The sequence below is a fragment of the Streptomyces sp. NPDC045022 genome (assembly GCF_056432605.1).
On record NZ_JBWKIR010000006.1, the window covers coordinates 175,727 to 197,694 of the forward strand.

Below are 21,968 nucleotides of genomic sequence, written 5' to 3' on the forward strand. Positions count from 1 at the left end.
GACATCAGACGGCCCCGGGCGGCAGGCGGCACGGCATCGCCCGCTCGGCCGCGTCGCCTTCCCCGGCCGGCTCCACCCGGTACAGACGGGCCTCCGCCCGGCGTGCCACGGCCTCCGTCAGGCGCCCGTCCGCGAAGAGGACACCCACACCGTCCTCCACGGCCCAGCCGGCGGGCAGCGTGCCGTCGGCGACGGCCTGCCGGTAGGAGGGGCGGCGGCCCGGCTCGCTGTCGTAGTGCGGGCACACCGAACCCGGCAGCAGGCCGAGCCCGTCCCGGAGGAACGTCAGCGGCCCGAAGGAGTCGGTGTGGGAGGCCTCGGCCCAGCAGTTGGCACCGGCGCTGATCCCGCACAGCAACGTTCCGTTGCCGTAGGCCTCGCACAGCACCCGATCCACTCCGTGTGCCCGCCACACCGCCAGCAGGTTCGCGGTGTTGCCGAGCGGGCACTCCCGCCGCAATCGAACCAGGGCCGAGCCGGTGTGCCGGCCGTGCGTCAGGGCCGCGCGGCCGCCGTCCGCCCCAGTACCTCCCGCGCGGTCGTGAGCGCCTCGGTGCGGTCCTGCGGGACCAGACCGATGCGGGTGCGCCGGTCCAGCAGGTCCGACTCGTCGAGGGCGCCCTCGTGCAGGACCGCCCACAGGAGTTCGGCCCGGGTGACCGGCCGGCCCGGCAGCACCGGCTCGGCGAGGGCGGGGTCCTGCGCCGCGAGCGCGTGGACCGCCATGGCCTCGGTGCCGTAGCGGCGGATCAGGCGGTCGGGTGCGGGCAGGGCGCGCAGCCGCCCGGGGGCGGCGGCACCGACCAACGGCAGCGCGGCGGTGGGGGAGGGGGCGGCGCGCAGGCCCCGGGCCTCGGCCGCGGCGTCCACGGCGTCCTGCGCCATCCGCCGGTAGGTGGTCAGCTTGCCGCCGACCACCGTGGTGACACCCTCGGGCGAGGTCAGCACCGCATGCCGGCGGGAGATGTCGGAGGTACGGGCGGGCGCCCCCTCGCGGCCCTCGTGCCCGGACATGTCCAGCAGCGGGCGCAGCCCGGCGAAGGCGCCGACGACCTCGTCCCGGGCCACGGGCGCGTCCAGGACCGAACCCAGCACGTCGAGCAGGAAGCCGATGTCGGTCTCCGGAACCTCCGGCACGTCGGGTATCCCGCCCTCGACCGGCTCGTCGGTGAGGCCGACGTAGACCCGCCCGTCACCCTGCGGCAGCACCAGGACGAAGCGGTTGGTCTCGCCGGGGATCGGGATGTGCAGGCCGGCGGGCAGGGCGCCGAGCCGTTCCGAACGCAGGACCAGATGGGTGCCGCGGGAGGGCCGTATCCGGATGCCGTCGACCAGGGCGCCCGCCCACACCCCGGTGGCGTTGATCACGGCACGGGCCCTGATCTCGCCTTCCTCGCCGGTGAGTTCGTCGCGGATCCGGGCGCCGGTCCCGGTCAGCTCCAGCACCCTGACCCTGGTCAGCACCCTGGCGCCGTGCGCGGCGGCCGTCCGGGCCAGGGCGGTGACCAGACGCGCGTCGTCGGTCACCTTGCCGTCCCAGGACAGCAGTCCGCCCCGCAGTCCGTCCGCGCGCACCGCCGGCGCCAGATGACGCGCCTCCGTGGCGGAAAGCCGGCGCGGGGCGGGCAGGACCTGCCGGGGTGTCCGGGCCGCCAGCCGCAGCATGTCCCCGGCCCGGAACCCGGCCCACGCCAGCGAGCCCTGTGCCCTGGACACCAGCGGTGTCAGCGGCAGCACGAACGGCTGCGCGGCCACGAGGTGCGGGGCCGTACGGGTCATCAGCACCCCGCGCTCGACCGCGCTCTCGTGTGCCACGTCGAACTGCGCGGAGGCGAGATACCGCAGCCCGCCGTGGATGAGCTTCGAACTCCACCGGGAGGTGCCGAAGGCCAGGTCGTGGGCGTCCACCGCGACGACGTCCAGTCCGCGGGCGGCCGCGTCCAGGGCGGCCCCGGCCCCTGTGGCGCCGAGCCCGACGACCAGGACGTCGGCGACCCTGCCGTCCGCCGCCCCGGTCAGTTCCCGGGTACGCCGGGGTGCGCTGAGGGACGAGCCGGGTACGGCCTCGGTGTGGCTCATGGCGTCAGGGTCCTCTCCAGGAGGGTGCGCAACTCGCCGAGGAAGGCGGCGGAGTCGAGCTCCGGGTCGTCCTCGTCGGTCATCGTGCGCAGGGACAGGGTGAAGGACTGCACGGTCAGCAGCAGGGCGCGGGCCTGCCGTTCGGCGTGACCGGGGCGTACGGAGCCGTCCGCGTGGCCCTCGCGCAGGGCGTCGGCCAGCAGCGCCAGCAGCGCCTCCTGGCTCGCACCGCGCCGGTCGAGGACATAGGGGAGCAGCAGTTCCGGGTCGACGTCGACGATCTTCCGGAAGAGCGGGTGCGCCCGGAACGCCTCCACCCCCGCCACCAGCCCGTCCACGATCCGGGCGCGCGTACGGGTGCCGGTGGCGGGCTCGGGGATCGCGCGGGTGGCCACGTCGATCCACTCGCGGGTCATCAGGTCGCCCACCAGGGTCCGCAGGTCGGGCCAGCGCCGGTACAGCGTCATCCGGGAGACGCCGGCGCGGCGGGCCACGTCGGCGAGGGTCGTGCGCCGGACCCCGACGGCCAGGACGCAGTCGCGTACCGCGTCGAGCACATGATCGCTGTCCGAACCGTTGTGACGAATAGGCGTCATGTGTAACAGTGTAACGCGCCGGGGCGGGGCGGAAGCCGCAGACCGCCGCCGTCGCCCGGGGTACGGCCGCGGAGCCGCCGCGCGAACCGAGCACACCGACCTGTGAGGACGACCGTTCAATGGACATGCTGTGGAACGGCTGGGGCGACCCGGCCAAGGCGGCACCGCTGCCCGACACGGTGACAGGACTGCTGCGCGACCTGCTCGGCGTCAAGCCACGCAGCGCACCCGCGCTCGCCCTCGAGGACATCCGGCTGCCCGCCACCACGGCCGAGCGCGCCGCGCTGACGGCACTCGCCGAGGCCGTCGGCGGCGAGGAGCACGTCCGCACCGACGGGGACAGCCGCATCCGGCACACCCGCGGCAAGTCCACCCCCGACCTGCTGCGCATCCGCGCCGGCGACTTCACGGACGTCCCCCAGGCCGTGGTCCTGCCCGCCTCGCACGACGACGTCCTCGCCGTGCTGCGGGCCTGCGCCGCACACGGCCTGGCCGTCGTCCCCTTCGGCGGCGGAACATCGGTCGTGGGCGGACTCGCCCCCCAGCGCAGCGCGTTCGTCGCCCTGGACCTGCGCCGCATGAACGAGCTGCTCGACCTGGACCCCGTCTCGCGCACCGCCGTCCTCCAGCCCGGCCTGCGCGCCCCCCAGGCCGAAGCCCTGCTCGCCGAACACGGCTTCACCCTCGGCCACTTCCCGCAGTCCTTCGAATGGGCCACCATCGGAGGCTTCGCCGCCGCCCGCTCCAGCGGGCAGGCCTCGGCCGGATACGGCCGCTTCGACGAGATGGTGCTCGGCCTGACCCTCGCCACCCCCGAGGGCACCATCGAGACCGGCCGCGCCCCCCGCTCCGCCGCAGGTCCCGACCTGCGCCAGCTGATCCTCGGCTCGGAGGGCGCCTTCGGCGTCATCACCTCCGTCACCGTACGGATCCGCCCGGTGCCGCAGGCGCGCGTCTACGAGGGCTGGCGGTTCACCTCGTTCGAGGAGGGAGCCGCCGCACTGCGCAGGCTCGCCCAGGACGGGCCCCGGCCGACCGTGCTGCGCCTGTCCGACGAGACCGAGACGCTGATCGGCCTGGCCCAACCCGAGGCGATCGGCGGCGACCTGGCACAGCGTGACGCCGGATGCCTGGCGATCACCGGCTACGAGGGCACCGCCGAGGACACCGCACAGCGCCGCGTGCAGGCGGCTGCCGTCCTGACGGCCTGCGGCGGCACCCTCGTCGGAGCCGAACCCGGCGAGCGCTGGGCCCACGGCCGCTACTCCGCGCCGTACCTGCGCGACGCCCTGCTCGACGCGGGCGCCTTCGCCGAGACCCTGGAGACGGCGGCCTTCTGGTCCCGCATCCCCGACCTGTACACGGCGCTCCGTACCGCGCTCACCGACACCCTCACCCGGGCCGGCACCCCGCCCCTGGTGATGTGCCACATCTCCCATGTGTACGAGAACGGCGCCTCGCTGTACTTCACCGTCGTCAGCGCCCAGGGCGAGGACCCGGTGGCCCACTGGGCCCCCGCCAAGCAGGCGGCCAACGAGGCCGTGCTGGCGGCCGGCGGCACCATCTCCCACCACCACGGGGTCGGTACCGACCACCGCGACTGGTACGTCCGGGAAGCCGGCCCGCTCGGCATCTCCGCCCTGCGCGCCGTCAAGCGCCGCCTGGACCCCGAGGGCATGCTCAACCCCGGCGTCCTGCTGCCCACCGACTGACCCACCGGATCCACCCGGACCGGCCCCACCAGATCCGCCTGCCTCGGAGGCACACCGATGCGACAGTTCACCGCCGTCGTCAACCCCACCGCCGGCGGCTCCACCGGGGCGGCAACCCTGCTCCACCTGGCCCGTCTGCTCCGCGAAGCCGGGGCCGAGCTGGAGACGGAGTACAGCCGCAGCCTCACCCACGCCCAGGACATCGCCGTCCGGGCCGGTGAGCGCGGCAGGATCGTCCTGGCCGTCGGCGGCGACGGAATCGCCGGCGGCATCGGCGGCGCGCTCAGCGGCACCGGGACGGTCCTGGGCCTGGTACCCGCCGGACGCGGCAACGACTTCGCCCGCGCGCTGGACCTGCCCGCCGACCCCGCCGCACTCGCCCGCATCCTGCTGCACGCCGAACCCAGGGCGGTCGACACCATCGAGGTGGAGTCGGCCGTGCACCGGCGCACGGTGGTCCTCGGCAGCGTCTACGCCGGGGTCGACGCGCTGGCCAACCGGCACGCCAACAACGCCCGGTTGCTGCGCGGCGCCGCCTCCTACTACGCGGGCGGCCTGCGCGCCGTCACCAGCTGGCGCCCCGCCGACTACCGCGTCACCGTCGACGGCGAGGAGCACAGCCACCGCGGCTACACCGTCGTCGCCGCCAACTCCCCCTACTACGGCTCCGGACGGCTCATCGCCCCCGGCGCACGGGTCGACGACGGACTGCTCGACATCGTCATGATCCGCGAGGCGCCGCGCCGGCTCTTCTTCGTGCTCATGAACGAACTCAGGACCGGCGCCCACATCCACCGCCCCGAGGTGCGCGTCCTGCGCGGCAAGGAAATCCGCGTCGAGGCGAGCCGGGCGGTCCCCTACGGTGCCGACGGCGAGGTGGAGGCCACCTTGCCGGTGACGGTGCGGGTGCGGCCCGGAGACCTGCCCATGCTGTACTGACCGGACCGAGGCGGCAGACGTCGGCTTGCGAGGCACTCCGCGCAGGGGTTCAGTGATTACGGACCCCTCGCGCCCCCTGCGCACCAGGAGCTGCCATGTCGATGTCGTTCGGTGCACCGTTCGGTTCCCCGGATCCGTTCAGTGAACTGTTCAACCGCTTCTTCGGCATGTCCCCGGCGTCCTCGCCCCCCGCGGTGCAGCGTGTGCCCATCGGACGGCTGCTGACGGAGTCCTCGCACCGACTGCTCAATCTGGCCGCGCAACGGGCCGTCGAGGAGGCGGCCTCCGACCTCGACACCGAACACCTGCTCTGGGCGGCCACGCAGGTCGCACCGTCGCGCAGGCTGCTCAGCCAGGTGGGCGTCGACCCCGACAGCCTCGCCTCCCGGATCGACAAGGTCCTTCCGCGCGGGGCCGGTGAGCCCTCCGCCCAGCCCGGCCTCACCCCGGCGGCCAAGCGCACCCTCGGTGCCGCCTACGCCCGGTCGCAGGCCTCCGGCGTGTCCTACATCGGCCCCGAGCACATCCTGAGCGCCCTGCTGGGCGACAGCGACACGGGCGCCGCCCGGCTGCTGCGCTCCGACGGCCTGGACACGCAGCGGCTCGCGGGCCTCACCGAACAGGCGCCCCGCACCGAGGGGCCGGCCACCGAACGGAAGAAGCCGGCCACGGCCCTGGACGAGTTCGGCCGGGACCTGACCGAGCAAGCGAAGGCCGGCAGGCTCGACCCGGTGGTCGGGCGGGCCGAGGAGATCGAGCAGACCGTCGAGATCCTGTCCCGGCGCACCAAGAACAACCCTGTGCTCATCGGCGAACCCGGAGTCGGGAAGACCGCCGTCGTCGAGGGACTGGCCCAGCGCATCGTGGCGGGCGAGGTCCCCGAGAGCCTGAAGGACAAGCGGGTCGTCGCCCTGGACCTGTCGGGGATGGTGGCCGGCGCGCAGTACCGGGGACAGTTCGAGGAACGGCTGAAGCAGGTCATCGAGGACGTCCAGGCGGCCGGCGGCGAGATCGTCCTGTTCATCGACGAACTGCACACGGTCGTCGGGGCCGGGGCGACAGGCGAGGGTGCCATGGACGCGGGCAACATGCTCAAGCCCGCACTCGCGCGCGGTGAGCTGCATGTCGTGGGGGCCACGACCATCGACGAATACCGCAAGTACATCGAGAAGGACGCCGCACTGGAACGCCGGTTCCAGCCCGTGATGGTCCCGGAGCCCACCGTCGAGGAGGCGGTGCAGATCCTGGAAGGCCTGCGCGACGCCTACGAGGCGCACCACCAAGTCCGCTTCGACGACGCGGCGTTGGCGGCCGCCGTCGAACTGTCCGACCGGTATGTCACCGACCGGTTCCTGCCCGACAAGGCGATCGACGTGATGGACCAGGCGGGTGCCCGGGTGCGTCTGCGCGGCGTCGGCCGCTCCGCCGAGGTGGTCAGCCGGGAGGACCGTATCGCCCAGCTCCGCCGGGAACTCGACCAGGCCGTCGCCGCCGAGGACTTCGAGAAGGCCTCGGAGCTGAAGGGGGAGATCTCCCAGGTGGAAGGCGAACTCGCCGGAATCGAGGAGCGGCGCGAGGGCGTCGTCTCCGTCACGGCCGCCGACATCGCGGACATCGTCTCCCGCCGCACGGGTATCCCGGTCTCCCAGCTCACCGCCAGTGAGAAGGAGAAGCTCCTCAAGCTCGAAGAGGAGATGCACGCCCGGATCGTCGGCCAGAACGAGGCGGTCACCGCGGTCTCGCAGGCCGTGCGCCGCAACCGAGCGGGCATGGGCGACCCGAACCGGCCCGTGGGCTCGTTCCTCTTCCTCGGTCCCACCGGCGTCGGCAAGACCGAACTCGCCAAGACCCTCGCCGCCCTCCTGTTCGGCGACGAGGACCGCATGATCCGCTTCGACATGAGCGAGTTCCAGGAGAAGCACACCGTCGCCCGCCTCGTCGGTGCCCCGCCCGGATACGTCGGCTACGAGGAAGCGGGCCAGCTCACCGGGAAGGTGCGCCGTCAGCCCTACAGCGTGGTGCTGTTCGACGAGGTGGAGAAGGCCCACCCCGACATCTTCAACACGCTGCTGCAGATCCTCGACGACGGCCGTCTCACCGACGCCCAGGGCCGCACCGTCGACTTCCGACACTGCGTCATCATCATGACGTCCAACATCGGCGCGCACCGCATCCTCGACCACAAGGGCGATGTGTCCGAACTCAAGGACGCGTTGATGGAAGACCTGCGGTCCCGGTTCCTGCCGGAGTTCCTCAACCGCATCGACGACATCATCGTCTTCCACGGCCTGACCGAGGACGACCTGGGGCAGATCGTCGAACACCTGCTGGACCGGAGCAAGCGCCGGGTGCACGCCCAGGGCATCACGCTCGAGGTGACGGAAGCCGCCAAGAAGCTTCTCATCGCGCATGGCCACCAGCCCGAGTTCGGTGCCCGCCCGCTGCGCCGCACCATCCAGGCGGAACTCGACAACCGCATCGCCACCCTGCTGCTCAGCGGCGAGGCCGACGCCGGAGACACGATCGTCGCCGACGTGCGGGACGACTCACTGCACTGCCTGGTACGGAAGAACAGTCGGACGGAGAACTGAGCGGGAGCCGCCGAACGGCCTCGCGTACCGCGGAGGTTGTACGTCACGAGGTACTGCCACGGCCGCCCTCGCCGCAGGCAGCGTCGTCGCCGCGGGCACCAGCTTCGCCGCACCCGAGGCCGACCCACCGCGCCGGCAGCGGGCCGTGGCACGGATCAGGGATGGAGCTTCTTCCGTTCGGCGAGCATGGCGACGAACCTCGCGATGCGGGCCGCCCGCGTCTCCGGCTTCTTGGCGTCCTCGACCCGGTAAAGGATCGCGTACCGGTTGCGGCTGTCCAGGGTGGCGAAGAAGTCGCGGGCCGCCGGTGCCCCGTCGAGGGCCGCCTGGAGATCGCCGGGCACCGTCGCCTTGCTCTGCGCCGAGTACGCCGCTTCCCAGCGGCCGTCCGCCTTGGCCTTCTCCACTTCGCGCAGACCGGCGGGCCGCATCCGGCCCTGCTCGATCAGAGCGGTGGCCTTCTCCCGGTTCACCTTCGACCACTTGCTGCCCCGCCGTCGCGGGGTGAAGCGCTGCAGCCAGTGCCGCTCGTCCAGCTTCTTCTTCTGCCCGTCGATCCAGCCGTAGCAGAGCGCCGACTCCAGCGCCGTCGCGTAGTCGACGCCTTCGAGTCCGGAGCCTTTCCTGGCAATCCTGAACCAGACGCCCGGGACGTCCCCGTGGTTCTCCTCCAGCCACGTCTCCCACGCGTCCTGCGTGGCGAAGGAGAGCACCGGCTCCGCCGCTTTCCCTGATCCCTCGGACATGGCCCTCATGAAAGCCCAGCCCCGTGAGCCGGTCAACAAGCAGGCCGCCGGGGCGCACACCCGTGTGGGCCGGCCAGAAGGCGTCCCGCGAGAGCTGTGGCACGCCTTCCTCGACGACGCTTCGGGGGCTTGAGGCGATGCGGCCGGGTAACCCGGCCACTATGGCGAGACTGCACCTTCCAGGGCGTGAAGAGCATCAGGGCGGCGACGCGGATCCGGCGCCGCATGTGCCCGCCCCCGACGAGGTCGGACCCGACCCGGAGGTCGAGCAGGCGGCACCGGACACCCCCACGAAGCTCCCCGCGCGGGCGTGGGTCGCGGCGTTCAAGGGCTCGCTGCGCGAGTTCCAGGACGACGAACTGACCGACCGGGCCGCGGCGCTCACCTACTACGGGGTGCTGTCCCTGTTCCCGGCGCTGCTGGTGCTGGTCTCCATGCTGGCGCTGGCCGGCCGGTCGACCACCGACAAGGTACTGGCCGATTTCCGGCACCTGGCACCCGGCTCCGCGCGGGACATCGTCACCCGGGCGGTGGAGCAGCTGCGGGACGGCGCGGGCGTCGGCTCCCTCATGGCCGTGGTCGGCATCGTGCTGGCGCTGTGGTCGGCGTCCGGATACGTGGCCGCCTTCATCCGGGCCGCCAACGCCGTCTACGACATGCCGGAGGGCCGCCCGGTGTGGAAGATCCTCCCCGTGCGCGTCGGCGTCACCGTGGTGCTGATGGTGCTTGCCGTGGCCAGCGCGCTCATCGTGGTGTTCACCGGCGCCCTGGCCCGCCGCGCCGGACAGATCCTCGGGATCGGTGACACGGCGCTGACCGCGTGGTCGATCGCGAAGTGGCCGGTCCTGGTCCTCCTGGTCACGGTGATGATCGCGATCCTGTACTGGGCCACCCCGAACGCCAAGGTCAAGGGCTTCCCATGGATCACCCCGGGCAGCGTCCTCGCCCTGCTGATCTGGATGATCGCCTCCGGGGGCTTCGCGTTCTACGTCGCGCACTTCGCCTCCTACAACGAGACCTACGGCACCATGGCCGGCGTCATCGTCTTCCTGGTCTGGCTGTGGATCACCAACCTCGCCGTCCTGCTGGGCCTGGAGTTCGACGCGGAGGCCGTGCGTCAACGGGCCATCGCCGGCGGGTATCCGCCCGAGGCCGAGCCCTACACCCAGCCGCGCGACACCCGGAAGTGGGACGAGGAGGACGTACGCCGGGTGGACGGGATGTGACTCCCCTGCGCGTCCGCCGGGCGACGGGCGCTGCCAGGATGCGCGGGGCGCGCCGGGCCTGCCGGCCGGCGCGCCCCGCGCCCGGTCACGCGGCGTACCCGCCGTCCACCGAGAACTCCGCGCCCGTCACATACCTCGCCTCCGGTCCCGCGAGGTAGGCCACCGTGGAGGCCACCTCCTCGGCGGTGCCGAAGCGGCCCAGGGCGGTCATGGCCGCCTGGGCCTCCGCATGGGGACCGTCCGCGGGGTTCATGTCGGTGTCGATCGGGCCCGGGTGCACGACGTTCGCCGTGATCCCGCGCCCGCCCAGCTCCCGGGCCAGGGCCTGCGACAGCCCGGTGACGGCCGACTTGGTCATCGCGTACAGGGTGGCGCCGGGGCCCGGTACGCGCCGGGTGACACAACTGCCGACGGTGATGATCCGCCCGCCGGGCGCCATCAGCGCGGCGGCGGCCTGGGCGGCCAGGAACACTCCTCGGACGTTCACGGCGAGGAGGCGGTCGACGTCGGCGAGGGACATGTCCTCCAGCGGCCCCATCAGGCCGGCCGCCGCGTTGTTCACGAGTATGTCCAGCCCGCCGAACGCCTCGGCCGCACGCCCCACCGCGCCCACCGCCTCCTCGGCGTCCGCGGAGTCCGCGCGGAGGGCGACAGCCCGCCGTCCCAGCGCCTCCACGGCCCGTACGACCTCCGCCGCCGCGTCCTTGCCGCGCACATAGGTCACGGCCACGTCCGCGCCCTCGCGCGCCAGCCGCAGCGCCGTCGCCGCACCGATACCCCGGCTGCCGCCGGTGACCAGGGCCGTCTTTCCGTTCAGGATCGCTTGCGTTTTCATGTGCTCATTCCACCGGGCGGCCCCGGAGGACGCTGGCGGCGTACGGACGTGGACCCCGGGCCAGGGGATGGCAGGGGAGCGGCTCGGTGAACGAGGTACGGTCGCGAGGCTCACACGCTGACCGCGATACCCGGTTCACCGGTCGTGCCGTCGGCCTGCCGGTCCCGGGGTGTCCCGTAGGCGGCGCGGAAGGAGCGGCTGAAGTGGCTGGCGCCGACGAAACCCCAGCGCCGGGCGACGGTTGCCACGCCGCCCGACTGATCCTCCGGCCGCAGCAGGTCCCGCCGGCGGGAAGGCCCCGGGAAGAGCTTCGTGTAGTCGGGTGTCCGTGGATGGCTGGTACACGGGAGTGCTGCGGTCCGGGCTTCCGCACCTTGGTGTTCCACGGCTGCGGCCGGTCGTGGTCGAGGATGCCCGGGATGCCGGGCCGCGGCTGTGTCGAGGCCGCGGCGGTTCGCTGATGCCGTCGGTGAAGTCGGCGGCGTGTGCTGTTCGCCGGCCTGCCGTTCGCGGCACTGGCGCCGGACGCGGCGGGGACCGGACAACCCGTACCCTGAGCCCGGCTCGCCCTCCCGCGCCGGCGGAAGGGCGATGTCCGTGCGGGTCGTCAGCCGGCCGCGCGGACGGCGTCCCGGATGAGGTCGGCGACGTCCTTGGGCCGGGACACGGCGACCGCGTGCGAGGCGCCCTCCAGCTCGACAACGGTCGCCCCGGCCCGCTTCGCGCCGAAACGCTCGACCTCCGGGTTGATCGCCTGGTCCGCGCCGGCGACCAGCGCCCAGGACGGCTTGGTCTTCCACGCGGCGGCGGAGGCGGTCTCCTCGAAGGCGGCCGCGGCGAGCGGCCGCTGCGCCACCGCGAGCACCTTGGTGACCTCGGGGTCCACGTCGGCGGCGAACACCGACGGGAAGGCGTCCGCGGCGATGGTGACCTCGACGGCGTCCTGGCCGCCGGGGACGGGGTACGTCCACTGCTTCAGGTTGCTGACGAGCGGCGACGAGGGGAAGCGGCCCTGCAACTCGCCGAGGCTCTCGCCCTCCTCCAGGACGTAGGCGGCCACGTAGACGAGCGCGACCACGTTCTCCGCGGTGCCGGCGACCGTGATGAGCGCACCGCCGTAGGAGTGGCCGACCAGGACGACGGGGCCGTCGATCTGGGCGGCCACGGAGGCGATGTAGGCGGCGTCGGTGGCGAGGCCGCGCAGCGGGTTGGGCGGCGCGATGACGGGTATGCCGTCGCGCTGCAGCTCCTCGACGACCCCGGACCAGCCGGCGGCGTCGGCGAACGCGCCGTGGACGAGGACGACGGTGGGAGTCGAGGCGGTCATATGGGTGCTGTCTCCTGTCTCAGGCGGTGTGCAGTGCGGTGTGCAGGGTGCGGACGGCCAGTTCGATGGCCGCCTGGGCCGCGTGGGTTCCGCGCAGGGCGTTGAGCATCACGAAGTCGTGGATGATGCCCTGGAAGCGGACCGCGGTGACGGGTACGCCGGCCTGGCGCAGCTTGTTCGCGTACGCCTCGCCCTCGTCGCGCAGCACGTCGGCCTCACCCGTGATGACCAGCGCCGGCGGCAGGCCCCGGAGCTGCTCGGTGGTGGCGCGCAGCGGGGACGCGGTGATCTGGGCGCGCTCGGCCTCGTCGGTCGTGTACTGGTCCCAGAACCACTGCATGCCGTCGCGGCGCAGGTAGTAGCCGGTGGCGAACTGGTGGTAGGAGGGTGTGTCGAAGCTCGCGTCCGTGACCGGGTAGAACAGCACCTGCTGGACCAGGGCCGGCCCCCCGCGCTCCTTGGCCATCAGAGTGAGCGCGGCGGTCATGTTGCCGCCGACGGAGTCACCGGCCACGGCCAGCCGCGAGCCGTCGAGCCCCTTGGCCGCGCCCCCCTCCACGACCCACTGGGCGACGGCGTAGTTCTGCTCGATGGCGGCCGGGTAGCGGGCCTCGGGGGAAAGGTCGTACTCGGGGAAGACGACCGCGGCCTCCGCGCCGACGGCGAGTTCGCGCACCAGCCGGTCGTGGGTGTGGGCGTTGCCGAAGACCCAGCCGGCGCCGTGGATGTAGACGATGACCGGAAGGGTGCCGGTGGCACCGGCGGGCTTGACGATCCGCGCCCGGACGCTGCCCGTGGGACCGCCCGGGACGGTGATCCACTCCTCGTCGACAGCCGGCTTCTCGATGTCGCCGGACTGCACCTCGTCGACCGTCTTACGGCCCTCGGCCGGCGGCAGGTCGAACAGGTACGGCGGACTGGCGGTCGCCTCCGCGAACTCGGCTGCGGCGGTTTCCAGTACCGGCTGCACCGGCGCTACGGCATCGGACATCGGTTCTCCTCGTATTCCCTGGGCTGCCGGAAGATCCGGCACACGAGCCGGGCTTGTCGCTGACTGGTCCGGCGCCGCTGATCGCCACCGTAAATCGGCCGAGCGCAGGCAAATTGCCCGTGAGCGTACCGCCGGTGTACCCACAGTGCACGGATTCGTCCGGCTGCGCACGCGGTGCGCTCCGGGGAACGGACCGGTGCGCGCAGCGGGGACACGACGGAAACCGCCGGACCCGACGTGACGGCACAGGCCCGCGGCCGGCCCGTGCATGCTCCGTTCGATTCGGAAAGGGGTACTGCGAACGTGTCATCCATGCCGGCAGGTGCTCGGCGGTCAGTGGGGCCTTCCCGCGTCACCCGCCGCGGGGCCGAGGACGTCGAACCGCATCCCGGCACGCGCTCCGTCCCACGCGCGCACCCCGGTCCGCCTCAGCCGACGCGGTCGGCGATGGTCCGCGCACACACCAGGGACTCGGTGTGCGTCGTGTCCACCTCCAGGTCGTAGACGACCCCCTGGTGCACCAGGTCCGCCTGCGACGCGGCCATGCCCTGGACCCGGTTCCCCCGGGCGATCTCACGCCCCGCGGCGACGGCGCTGTCACACCTGACGCCGACCCATAGAACGGCCAGTCCGTCCACGGCCTTCCGCCACCGCTCCTGAGAGGCCGCTCCTCCCAGGAAGACGTCGTCGACGATGACCCTGGCGCCTGACCGGACCATGGCCGCGATGCCCTCCCGCCAGGCGGCCTCCAGCGCGCGGAAGTCCGCTCCGACACGCACCTCGCCGTCGTCCGCGAACGTGATGCCCTCGTCCGCCGTCCGCGTCTTCGCCGGCATCGCGTCGACGAGCGAGTCGATCCCGAACGCCAGCCAGGGCTCGGGCAGTACGGCCTGCAGGTACCGCACCAACCCGGACTTCCCGGAACTGGAACCACCGTTGAGCACGATCATCTGAGGCCTCACACCGCCACACTAGGCCGATACCTGGCGGACTGCCGCCGACGAGGCGCACGGCGTGCGCGTGTGAGCCCTGGACGCGCCCCCGCCTGGGCGAGAACACTGCGACTGTCGGCGAGGCGGTGGCCAACGAACTACCCGCCCATTACCCCAACTCCCCAGAAAGGCAGGTCGGCCGCCGTGCTGTTGCGTTTGCCCACATCCGTGTCCGAAGCGCAGGAGTGTCTGGCCGCGGGCGCTGTGCCGATCGGCGGGGCGACCCTCGTGTGGGCCACCTGGCAACGTGACGGCTTCCCCGAACTCGCCGTGTCCTTGCGCGAGTTGCCGGAAGCCAACATCATCGGGCGGGAGGCCGTGGGGGCCGCCGTGGTGCTGAGCCGGATCGACGACCGGGTGCCCGACGTACTCCGCCTGGCGGCAGCCACAGTGGGCACCGGCGCCGTACGGCGGACGGCGACGGTCGGCGGGAACCTCGTCGGCAGCACGCTGCGCTGTCTGCTGCCCGCGGCGCTGGTCCTGGACGCCCGGGCGAAGGTCCTGGACTCCGACGGCGTGCACGAGACGGATCTGGCCGAAGTGGTGGCCAAGCGTCCCGCGCTGCTCAGCCTCCAGTGGCGTGCGCCGATCGCCTCCGCGTACCGCAAGCTGCCGGCCGAAGCGGGCGGCGCGCCGCCGCTCGCCGTCGCCTCGGCGTTGCACGCCGGCGACGGCGCGGCCGGCCGTCTGCTGGTCGCCGTCCGCGACGGCTATGACGTGTTCAGCGGTGGCACCACCGGTGACACCGACGCCGGGCGGGCCCTTCACGCGTTGCGGGGGACGGCGCTCGGCGACCTGCCGGCCGCCGCATGGGAGGTCGTCGGCCCGCAGGTCACCGGTCTGCTGGAGGGCCGCGGCGACCGGAACGGCCTCCGCCCGTCCGACTAGGCGGTCTCGCCCACGCGAGGCGGAAGTGCCGGCGACGGCAAAACGGGTACACCCCTCGCAGGCGTCGATCCGTGCACCCTGCTGAAAGCCGCCGACGTGCCGCAGCTCGAGCAGGACAGCGTCGCCCAGCCCACGACGCAGGCCCTCCCGGGCAGGCCGACGTGCAGCGGGTACGACTACGCGGTCGAGATCGACGACGGCGGCGCGGACGTCCACGACATGGAGTTTCACAGCTCGGAGGCCGAAGCGCTGTCCGATGTCGCCGGACGCAGGGCGGTGATGACGCAGACCAAGGCCGGAGCGGCGACGGCCTGCGCGGTGTCGCTCGACGTGACCGCACAGGAGTTCGTGCGCGTCACCGTCACGGCAGGCGACAACCCTGCGCAGACCTGCGACATCGCCAAGAAGACCGCGGGGGTCGTCGCGGCAGGCTGTCCTCCTGACGGGGCGCGTGGTCATCGGCCCCTGCCGGCCGCACCGCGACGCGGCCATGGTGCCCGAGTTGTGACGCCTGGGCCGTGTCGTCCGGGCGTCGACCGCGCCGCGCCCGGCGCTGAGGCTGTGCCCCGCCTCAGTTCACCGGCACCACCCGTACCGTCGCCACCACACTGGAACCCTCCACGTTGAAGGCGACCCCGCTGCCGGGCAGGGCGGCGGGTGGTCCCTGGACCCACATGTTCTCGCCGAAGAAGGGGACGCGCAGGCGGAAGGAGAGGGCGGTGCCGTCCGGGCGTACCTCGGTCAGCAGGGTGCGGGGGCCGACTTCCGTCGTCCACGCCCGTGCGCATGGGAGCTGGCCCGCGGCGGCAGCACCGCACCCGCGGTGTCGGCGGTCGGCCAGTGCTGGGGTTTCGTCAACGCCGCCCACTTCAGCCGGGTGTTCCGCGGGGCGTACGGCCACGCGCCCCGCGAATGGCGCCGGTTGCGCACGGCGGGAGTACTCCGGGACGAGGAGTTCGACGGCACATCCCCCGCCGCCGGCCGCCCACCGCACGACACCCGCGGGGACCGCACCCGCGCGGCCTGACTCTGCCGCGCGCCGACTCCGGCCCCGACATGCCCGTCGACCAGGATCCCCCTACTCGGCAGCGGGGGGCTCTGCCCGGTCCTCGCTCGCAGCCGTCGCCTCCGGGGCGTTGGGGACCGTGTAGAAGACGGAGGAGCCCTGCTTGGTGCGCTGTGCACCGTTCCTGGCCACAAGGTTCTCCAGCGTGGTCCGTACGACCTTGGTCTGGATCTCCCGATCGGGGTGGGCCCGGCCCAGCGCCTCGGCGACCTCCGCTGCGGAGCGGGGTTCGCTCTGTACCGCCAGATGACCGCGGACGAGTTCGACGAGCGTGGGCTGAGCCGCCGTGGAAGCCGCCTTCCCGGCCGCGGGCTTGGCCGCGGGCTTGGTCACGGGTTTGACCACGGGTTTGGCCACGGTCTTCTTGGCGGTCCGCTTCCTGGTTCCGGACTGTTCGCCCGTTGCCGCCTTGCCCGTACGGCGCTTGCCGGGCTCGGCGGCGGACTTCTTCCGCGGGGAGGGCACAACCGGGTTGTCCGGCTCGGCGGTTGCCGTACCGGCCGAGGGCGCGACACCGAGCGCCTGCTGCATGTTCACCAGAACGGTGTGATCGCGCTGCAGCGTGGCCAACTGCTCCTGAAGGGCCGCGATCTCGGCCGTGATGCGCTGTTGTTCCTTGACGTTCCGTTCGAGGTCGCCGGCCACCTGGTCGACATAGTGCGATGTCATCTCGGTGACGGATGCGGTGGTCTCAGGCATCTGTCCTCCATTCGTAACCGTGTGCGCCCCGCGGCCGGTCGCGGCGTGCGGGGAGCAGGAGTGGGGTACTGCGGGGTGCCCGATACCCGGATCATACGGGCCGGTAGGCCCGTTTCCACTTGCTTCGGCTCACCTGCTCCTCGCCTTCGTCCAGTTCACGGACCCGTATGTGTGTCCCGACCGGTCCGCCGCAGGGAACCAGGCCGTGAACGTCGGCGTCCATCCGATCAACTGCGAGAGCGTGCACGCTGATGGAAGAAGGAAACCCGTACATGGCTGGAACAGCCCCGCGCTACCTGTACCTGGCCCGGCACGGAGAGGCATCGCCGGACGAGAGCAAGCTGACGGACACCGGCCGCAGGCAGGCGGAACTCCTGGGTGAACGGCTTCGTCACACCCCTCTCGCAGCCATCCACCACGGCCCGTTGCCGCGAGCGGAGGAGACCGCACGGCTGATCGGCGACCGGCTGGACAAGGTTCCCGTGCGGTCCTCGGAGCCCGCCGGTGACTACCTCCCGTACCTGCCGGCACGAGAAGAACTGCCGTCGGAATTCGCCGACGCCATGCTGGCCCGACTGACCCAGTTCCCGGCCGAGGAGCGCGAGAACGGGCCGCGGCTGGCTCGAAGGGCTCTCGCCGACTTCACCGGACCGGTCAGCGGTGACGAACCCCGGCACGAGCTGGTCGTCACGCACAACTTCCTCATCGCGTGGCTCGTCCGGGACGCGCTGGACGCACCGGCCTGGCGCTGGATGGGACTCAACCACGGCAACGCCTCACTGACCGTCATCCGCTACGCCCCCGACCGCGCCCCCTCCGTCCTCTTCCAGAACGACATGGGACACCTTCCCCCTGACCTGCGCTGGACCGGCTTCCCGCCCGAACTGCGCGCCTGACGGCCCGGACGACCGCAGGGCGCCGGCGAGTGGCCGCGGCGGTCGTCAGGGCGTGGTCGCGTGCGGGGTGTGGGCACGGACCGCGGCGGCCAACGCGGTGTCCTGGGTCCGGCCCCGGGCCTCCAGGCCGGTGATGACACCCTCGATGTTCTGCCGCGGCTGGTTCTGGCTCAGCTTGAACTTCGCCTCGACGCGGCTGATGACCACTTCGACGCCCACGACGGCGCGCAGCCGCCCCTCGATGTACTTCGCGGGAGCCTGGTCGACGGACCACGGCTCGGCGTTGGCGGCTTCGTGCCGGTCGGTCAGGCGGCGCATCTGCGCTTCGATCCACGCCGGGTCGTCGTGCACCACCAACTGCCCGTAGACATGCGCGGTCACGTAGTTCCACGTCGGCACCACCCGGTGGTGCTCGGCCTTCGTCGCATACCACGACGGGGTGATGTACGCCTCGGGTCCCCGGACGATCACCATCGCGTCGCCCCGCACCGGCTCACGCCACTGGTCGTTGGCGCGCGCCATGTGCCCGATCAGGGCGCCCTGTTCGCCCGCGTCCGGGTCGTACTCGAAGGGCAGCAGGGTGGCCAGCAGGCCCTGCGGGGTCATGGTGATCAGGTCGGACGCGCCGTGGTGGGCCAGCAGGTCATGGACGGCGGCCTCGTCGGGCGCGAAGTGTGTGGGCACGTACATGCGCGGTCAGCCTTTCCGGGCAGTCGTCATGAAGGGGCGTTCGCGGATGTCCCGGCAGGCAGATCCGGGAGCCGTCGGTCTGCGCCGTAGCCCTGCAGGGGGTTGTCGCGCAGCCAGGCCAGGACCTGCTGGGCGTGTTCGTTGGGCGGGAAGACCGGGTAGAAGGCGTGCTCGATCACGCCGTCGCGGACGACGAGGGTAAGACGCTTGAACAGCCTGGCCCCGCCGGCCTCGAACGTGGGCAGGCCGAGGGTGTCGGCCAGGCCGAGCGCGGGGTCGGAGAGCATGCCGAAGGGCAGCCCGAGCCGTTCCACGACCTCGTTCTGATAGCCGGTGTCCTGGCTGGACAGCCCGTAGACGCGGCCGGCGCCGGCTTCGAGGAGGTCCTGGAAATGGTCACGGAAACCGCATGTCTCGGGCGTGCAGCCGCGGGCTCCGGGAATGGAGTTCCAGCCCTCGGGCAGATCGGTGCCGGGACGGCCGGTGAGGGGGTAGACATAGAGCACCGTGCGGCGGGGCCCGAGTGCGTCCAGGCTGATCGCCCTGCCCGCGGTGTCGGTCAGGGTGATCGGCGGCACCCGGGTGCCCGGCAGGTGGTCCGCGGCGCCGTCGTCCTCCGGGACGGGCAGGTCCGCGGGCAGGGCCAGGTAGTCCTCGCCCGGCGCTCCCGTCTCCCCGGGGGGCTCGACGGTGCTGCCGCGGTGGGCGGCCGCGTCGAGGTTCGCGATCAGCGTCGCGCGGCGGGCGGTCAGGGCCTCGATACGCCCGGTGAGTTCGTCGATGGCCTCGCGATAGCTCGCCAGTGAGGCGGGGCAGTCGTCGGCGTGCGGGCTGCCGGCCGCCAGGCACTCGAGGAAGGGCCGGGTGCGCTCGACGGGGATCCCCAGCCGGTGCAGCGTCCTGATCTCCCGCACCAGACGTACGTCGTCCTCGGTGTAGTTCCGGTAGCCGTTGGCGAGGCGCTCGGGTGTGACCAACCCCAGCGCTTCGTAATACCGCACCGCCTTGATCGTCGCGCCGGCCTGCCGGGCGAGCTCACTGATCCTCATGCCGTTCACCTCGCTCGTACGCTAAACCCTGCCCTCCGGGGCAAGGTCAAGCGGCGGTCCGGTGGTCGCGGTGTGAGCCGCGCACGGCACAGGTCGGCCCGAGGCGCTGACGACCCGCCCGTCGAGGCCGGCAGGAACCGTCCGCCGACACGAGCTTGACGCCCGGTCACTACGATGTGAGACCAAGACAACCGTGTGACCGGCCCGTTGCACGCGAGCCGGTCGGGGTCGCCGATGCCAGGGACCGCTCCCCGGGTTGCGGTGATCTTCCTGCCCCAGGAGGACCTTCCGCATGTTCCGACGAATAGGCGCCACCGTCGTCCGACATCCCGTCTGGACGATCGTGGCATGGCTGATCGCCGCGGTGGCGATCGTTGCCACCGCTCCGAGTCTGCCCTCGAACAGTGACGAGAGCAGCTTCCTGCCCAAGAGTTACGAGTCGATCAAAGCGGCGAATCTTCAGGAAAGGGCGTTCCCCAGCGCCTTCACCCCGTCCGCGATCGCGCTGTACCAGCGCACCGACGGCGGCAAACTGACCGACGCCGACCAGAAGGACGTCGCCCGGATCACTTCCGAGCTGGGCAAGAAGCACATTGACCAGGTGCAGAAGGTCGTCCCCGGCCAGCCGTCGAAGGACGGCAGGTACGCCCTGACCCTGGTGCAGATGGACAGCAGGAACGCCGGCCAGCCCAAACAGGCCGACGCGGCCAAGGTGCTGCGCAAGGACGTCAAGGACCTGGCCAAGGGCACCCATCTCGACGTCAAGCTCGGCGGCTCCGCCGCGCAGGCCCTCGACCAGGAGGATTCTTCCAAGCGGGGCCAGACGCTGATCGGCGTCGGCACCTTCGTGATCATCCTGGTGACGCTGCTGATCATCTTCCGGGCGCCGATCCTGGCGGTGCTGCCCCTGGTCCTGATCGGCCTGGTGTCCGCCATCGCCAACGGGCTGATCGCCTACGCCACCAAGCTGTTCGACCTGCAGGCCAACAGCTCGATCTCGTCGATCCTCATCGTCGTGCTGTTCGGCGTGGGCACGGACTACTTCCTGTTCCTGATGTTCCGTTACCGGGAACGGCTGCGCGCCGGTGACGAACCGAAGGAGGCGATGGTGAACGCGGTCGGCCGGGTCGGCGAGGCCATCGCCTCGGCCGCGGGCGCCGTCATCATCGCCTTCCTCGCGCTGGTGCTGTCCACGCTCGGCTTCCTCAAGCAGATGGGCCCGGCGCTCGCCATCGCCGTGGCCGTCACCCTGGTCGCGGGCCTGACGCTGATCCCGGCCGTGGTCTCCCTCATCGGACCGAAGGTCTTCTGGCCCTCCAAGTCCTGGCAGAAGGAGCCGGAGAACGCCCGCTTCGCCGCCCTCGGCCGTGGCGTGCAGCGCCGCCCGGCGCTGACCGCCGCGCTGTCCGGCCTCGTCCTGATCGTGCTCTCGCTCGGCACCTTGGGTTTCCACGCCACGTTCGACCTGGCGTCCGGCTCCATGCCCAAGACCAAGGAGTCCATGGTCGTCCAGGACGAGATGCAGAAGGCGTACTCCGCGGGCGCCGCCGCACCCACCGACGTCTACCTGTCCAGCACCGGCGGCAAGCCGCTGGACAAGGCCTCCTTCGACGCGTACGCGAAGAAGCTCGGGGCCGTGGACGGCGTCGCGAACGCCCGGCTGACCCAGGTGAACAAGGCAGGCACCACCGCGGACTTCACCGTCACGCTCACCGACGAGGCGTCGACGGACAAGGCGATCGACGCGGTGGAGCGGGTGCGCGACGTCGCCCACTCCGACGCCCCCGACGGCACCGAGGCCCTCGTCGGTGGCATGTCGTCGATCTACAAGGACATCGACACCGCGGTCAACCACGACTACCGCACCGTCTTCCCCGTCGCGGCTCTCCTGATCATGGTCATCCTGGGGCTGCTGCTCCGCAGCGTGGTCGCCCCCTGGTATCTGATCGCCTCGGTGGGCCTCGGCTTCGGCGCCACCCTCGGTGCCACCGTCTGGATCTTCCAGAAGGGGCAGGGGCACTCGGGCCTGATGTTCATGCTCCCGGTGATCATGTATCTCTTCGTGGTCGCCATCGGCACCGACTACAACATCCTCATGATCGCCCGGCTCCGTGAGGAGGCCCGCGAGGGCCGTGACCCGCGTGAGGCGGCCGGCATGGCGCTGCGGCACGCCGGGCCGACCGTGGCAGCGGCCGGCTTCATCCTGGCGGCGACCTTCGCCACGATGATGCTCGCCGGCAACGCGCTGCTGACCGAGATGGGTTTCGCGGTCTCCTTCGGCATCGCGGTCGCCGCCTTCGTCATGTCGATGTTCTTCACCCCGAGCCTCACCGCGCTGATCGGCCACGCGGCGTGGTGGCCCGGGCACGGTGACCGGGCGGCGGTGACGACAGCCGGCACGGGTACCGCGACCGACGGTTCGGGACCGGCCGGCGGCGATGACGGCCAGGACGCGGTCGCCCGCGATACGGCAGGGCGCCGCAGCTAGGGCCTCTCGTTCGGATCATGCCGGGTCGCGGGCCCCTGGCGCGTACCGGGCCGCGCCCGGTCCGGCCGGGAGACGCCGTCGGCTGAGCCGGCCCGATCCGGAGGAAGGGCCCTGGCGGCAGAGTAGTGGGACGGTTCTGCCGGGCCGCGCGGCCCGGC

The 21,968-nt window shown here is 72.1% G+C and carries 20 protein-coding genes and 2 pseudogenes; 9 read left to right on the plus strand and 13 right to left on the minus strand.

The genetic code is table 11. From position 1 onward, the window contains the following. Positions 1-4: 4 nt before the first annotated feature. The 3 genes and pseudogenes from AC07C1_RS13805 to AC07C1_RS13815 all read right to left on the minus strand — a co-directional run. Positions 5-439 (minus strand): annotated as a pseudogene (locus tag AC07C1_RS13805) (Type 1 glutamine amidotransferase-like domain-containing protein); the annotation flags it as partial. A gap of 56 nt (positions 440-495) precedes the next feature. Continuing rightward, positions 496-2,079: a glycerol-3-phosphate dehydrogenase/oxidase gene (locus tag AC07C1_RS13810; protein WP_478938878.1), complete on the minus strand. Its 1,584-nt coding sequence runs from the start codon at positions 2,077-2,079 to the stop codon at positions 496-498. Beyond that, positions 2,076-2,675, minus strand: a complete 600-nt coding sequence (locus AC07C1_RS13815; RefSeq protein WP_478938879.1) for a TetR/AcrR family transcriptional regulator — start codon at positions 2,673-2,675, stop codon at positions 2,076-2,078. Before AC07C1_RS13815 ends, AC07C1_RS13810 begins: the two co-directional genes overlap by 4 nt. A 119-nt stretch (positions 2,676-2,794) precedes the next feature. On the opposite strand from AC07C1_RS13815, the gene AC07C1_RS13820 reads away from it, so the two are divergent. The 3 genes from AC07C1_RS13820 to AC07C1_RS13830 all read left to right on the plus strand — a co-directional run bounded on the left by AC07C1_RS13820 (position 2,795) and on the right by AC07C1_RS13830 (position 7,917). After that, on the plus strand, positions 2,795-4,387 hold the full coding sequence (locus AC07C1_RS13820) for an FAD-binding oxidoreductase (RefSeq protein ID WP_478938880.1): 1,593 nt from the start codon (positions 2,795-2,797) through the stop codon (positions 4,385-4,387). A gap of 57 nt (positions 4,388-4,444) precedes the next feature. Beyond that, on the plus strand, positions 4,445-5,326 hold the full coding sequence (locus AC07C1_RS13825; RefSeq protein WP_478938881.1) for a YegS/Rv2252/BmrU family lipid kinase: 882 nt from the start codon (positions 4,445-4,447) through the stop codon (positions 5,324-5,326). A gap of 95 nt (positions 5,327-5,421) precedes the next feature. After that, entirely contained in the window at positions 5,422-7,917 is a 2,496-nt protein-coding gene (locus AC07C1_RS13830) for an ATP-dependent Clp protease ATP-binding subunit (protein WP_478938882.1), read from the plus strand. Between the two features lie 155 nt (positions 7,918-8,072). Here AC07C1_RS13830 and AC07C1_RS13835 read toward each other — a convergent pair whose 3' ends face one another. Next, a complete protein-coding gene (locus AC07C1_RS13835; RefSeq protein WP_478938883.1) occupies positions 8,073-8,663 on the minus strand; it encodes a YdeI/OmpD-associated family protein in 591 nt (196 codons plus the stop codon). Between AC07C1_RS13835 and AC07C1_RS13840 the strand changes: the two genes are divergently transcribed. Together AC07C1_RS13840 and AC07C1_RS13845 are read left to right on the plus strand one after the other, a co-directional pair. Further along, entirely contained in the window at positions 8,662-8,796 is a 135-nt protein-coding gene (locus AC07C1_RS13840) for a hypothetical protein (protein WP_478938884.1), read from the plus strand. The two genes, AC07C1_RS13835 and AC07C1_RS13840, sit on opposite strands and share 2 nt — an antisense overlap. 28 nt (positions 8,797-8,824) lie before the next feature. Continuing rightward, positions 8,825-9,889, plus strand: a complete 1,065-nt coding sequence (locus AC07C1_RS13845; protein ID WP_478938885.1) for a YihY/virulence factor BrkB family protein — start codon at positions 8,825-8,827, stop codon at positions 9,887-9,889. A gap of 85 nt (positions 9,890-9,974) precedes the next feature. Here the strand turns inward: AC07C1_RS13845 and AC07C1_RS13850 are convergent, their stop codons facing one another. The 5 genes from AC07C1_RS13850 to cpt all read right to left on the minus strand — a co-directional run bounded on the left by AC07C1_RS13850 (position 9,975) and on the right by cpt (position 13,992). After that, positions 9,975-10,724, minus strand: coding sequence for an SDR family oxidoreductase (locus AC07C1_RS13850; protein ID WP_478938886.1), 750 nt, complete (start codon positions 10,722-10,724; stop codon positions 9,975-9,977). A 110-nt stretch (positions 10,725-10,834) separates the two neighbouring features. Next, positions 10,835-10,972 (minus strand): hypothetical protein, encoded by a 138-nt coding sequence (locus AC07C1_RS13855; RefSeq protein WP_478938887.1) that lies wholly within the window; start codon positions 10,970-10,972, stop codon positions 10,835-10,837. Positions 10,973-11,331: 359 nt separating this feature from the next. Next, on the minus strand, positions 11,332-12,051 hold the full coding sequence (locus AC07C1_RS13860; RefSeq protein ID WP_478938888.1) for an alpha/beta fold hydrolase: 720 nt from the start codon (positions 12,049-12,051) through the stop codon (positions 11,332-11,334). Positions 12,052-12,070: 19 nt separating this feature from the next. Then, positions 12,071-13,042, minus strand: coding sequence for an alpha/beta hydrolase (locus tag AC07C1_RS13865; RefSeq protein ID WP_478938889.1), 972 nt, complete (start codon positions 13,040-13,042; stop codon positions 12,071-12,073). 428 nt (positions 13,043-13,470) lie between these two features. Beyond that, positions 13,471-13,992, minus strand: coding sequence for a chloramphenicol phosphotransferase CPT (gene cpt / locus AC07C1_RS13870; protein WP_478939029.1), 522 nt, complete (start codon positions 13,990-13,992; stop codon positions 13,471-13,473). A 186-nt stretch (positions 13,993-14,178) separates the two neighbouring features. Between cpt and AC07C1_RS13875 the strand changes: the two genes are divergently transcribed. Together AC07C1_RS13875 and AC07C1_RS13880 are read left to right on the plus strand one after the other, a co-directional pair. Continuing rightward, the gene (locus tag AC07C1_RS13875) at positions 14,179-14,922 is read left to right on the plus strand and encodes an FAD binding domain-containing protein (RefSeq protein WP_478938890.1); all 744 of its coding nucleotides are present in this window, start codon (positions 14,179-14,181) and stop codon (positions 14,920-14,922) included. Between the two features lie 42 nt (positions 14,923-14,964). Beyond that, positions 14,965-15,549: pseudogene (locus AC07C1_RS13880) on the plus strand (DUF3558 family protein); the annotation flags it as partial. Here the strand turns inward: AC07C1_RS13880 and AC07C1_RS13885 are convergent. Together AC07C1_RS13885 and AC07C1_RS13890 are read right to left on the minus strand one after the other, a co-directional pair. Further along, positions 15,494-15,790 (minus strand): hypothetical protein, encoded by a 297-nt coding sequence (locus tag AC07C1_RS13885; protein ID WP_478938891.1) that lies wholly within the window; start codon positions 15,788-15,790, stop codon positions 15,494-15,496. The pseudogene AC07C1_RS13880 and the gene AC07C1_RS13885 overlap by 56 nt on opposite strands. Positions 15,791-16,000: 210 nt before the next feature. Next, positions 16,001-16,687 (minus strand): hypothetical protein, encoded by a 687-nt coding sequence (locus AC07C1_RS13890; protein WP_478938892.1) that lies wholly within the window; start codon positions 16,685-16,687, stop codon positions 16,001-16,003. A gap of 272 nt (positions 16,688-16,959) precedes the next feature. On the opposite strand from AC07C1_RS13890, the gene AC07C1_RS13895 reads away from it, so the two are divergent. Beyond that, positions 16,960-17,583, plus strand: coding sequence for a histidine phosphatase family protein (locus tag AC07C1_RS13895; protein ID WP_478938893.1), 624 nt, complete (start codon positions 16,960-16,962; stop codon positions 17,581-17,583). Positions 17,584-17,628: 45 nt separating this feature from the next. On the opposite strand, the gene AC07C1_RS13900 is transcribed toward AC07C1_RS13895, so the two are convergent. Both AC07C1_RS13900 and AC07C1_RS13905 read right to left on the minus strand, forming a co-directional pair. Further along, positions 17,629-18,273, minus strand: coding sequence for an FMN-binding negative transcriptional regulator (locus AC07C1_RS13900; protein ID WP_478938894.1), 645 nt, complete (start codon positions 18,271-18,273; stop codon positions 17,629-17,631). Positions 18,274-18,299: 26 nt separating this feature from the next. Then, positions 18,300-19,322 carry a MerR family transcriptional regulator gene (locus AC07C1_RS13905; protein ID WP_478938895.1) on the minus strand — a complete coding sequence of 341 codons (1,023 nt, stop codon included), beginning with the start codon at positions 19,320-19,322 and terminating at the stop codon, positions 18,300-18,302. A 292-nt stretch (positions 19,323-19,614) separates the two neighbouring features. On the opposite strand from AC07C1_RS13905, the gene AC07C1_RS13910 reads away from it, so the two are divergent. Beyond that, positions 19,615-21,810 carry an MMPL family transporter gene (locus AC07C1_RS13910; RefSeq protein WP_478938896.1) on the plus strand — a complete coding sequence of 732 codons (2,196 nt, stop codon included), beginning with the start codon at positions 19,615-19,617 and terminating at the stop codon, positions 21,808-21,810. The last annotated feature ends 158 nt before the right edge of the window (positions 21,811-21,968 follow it).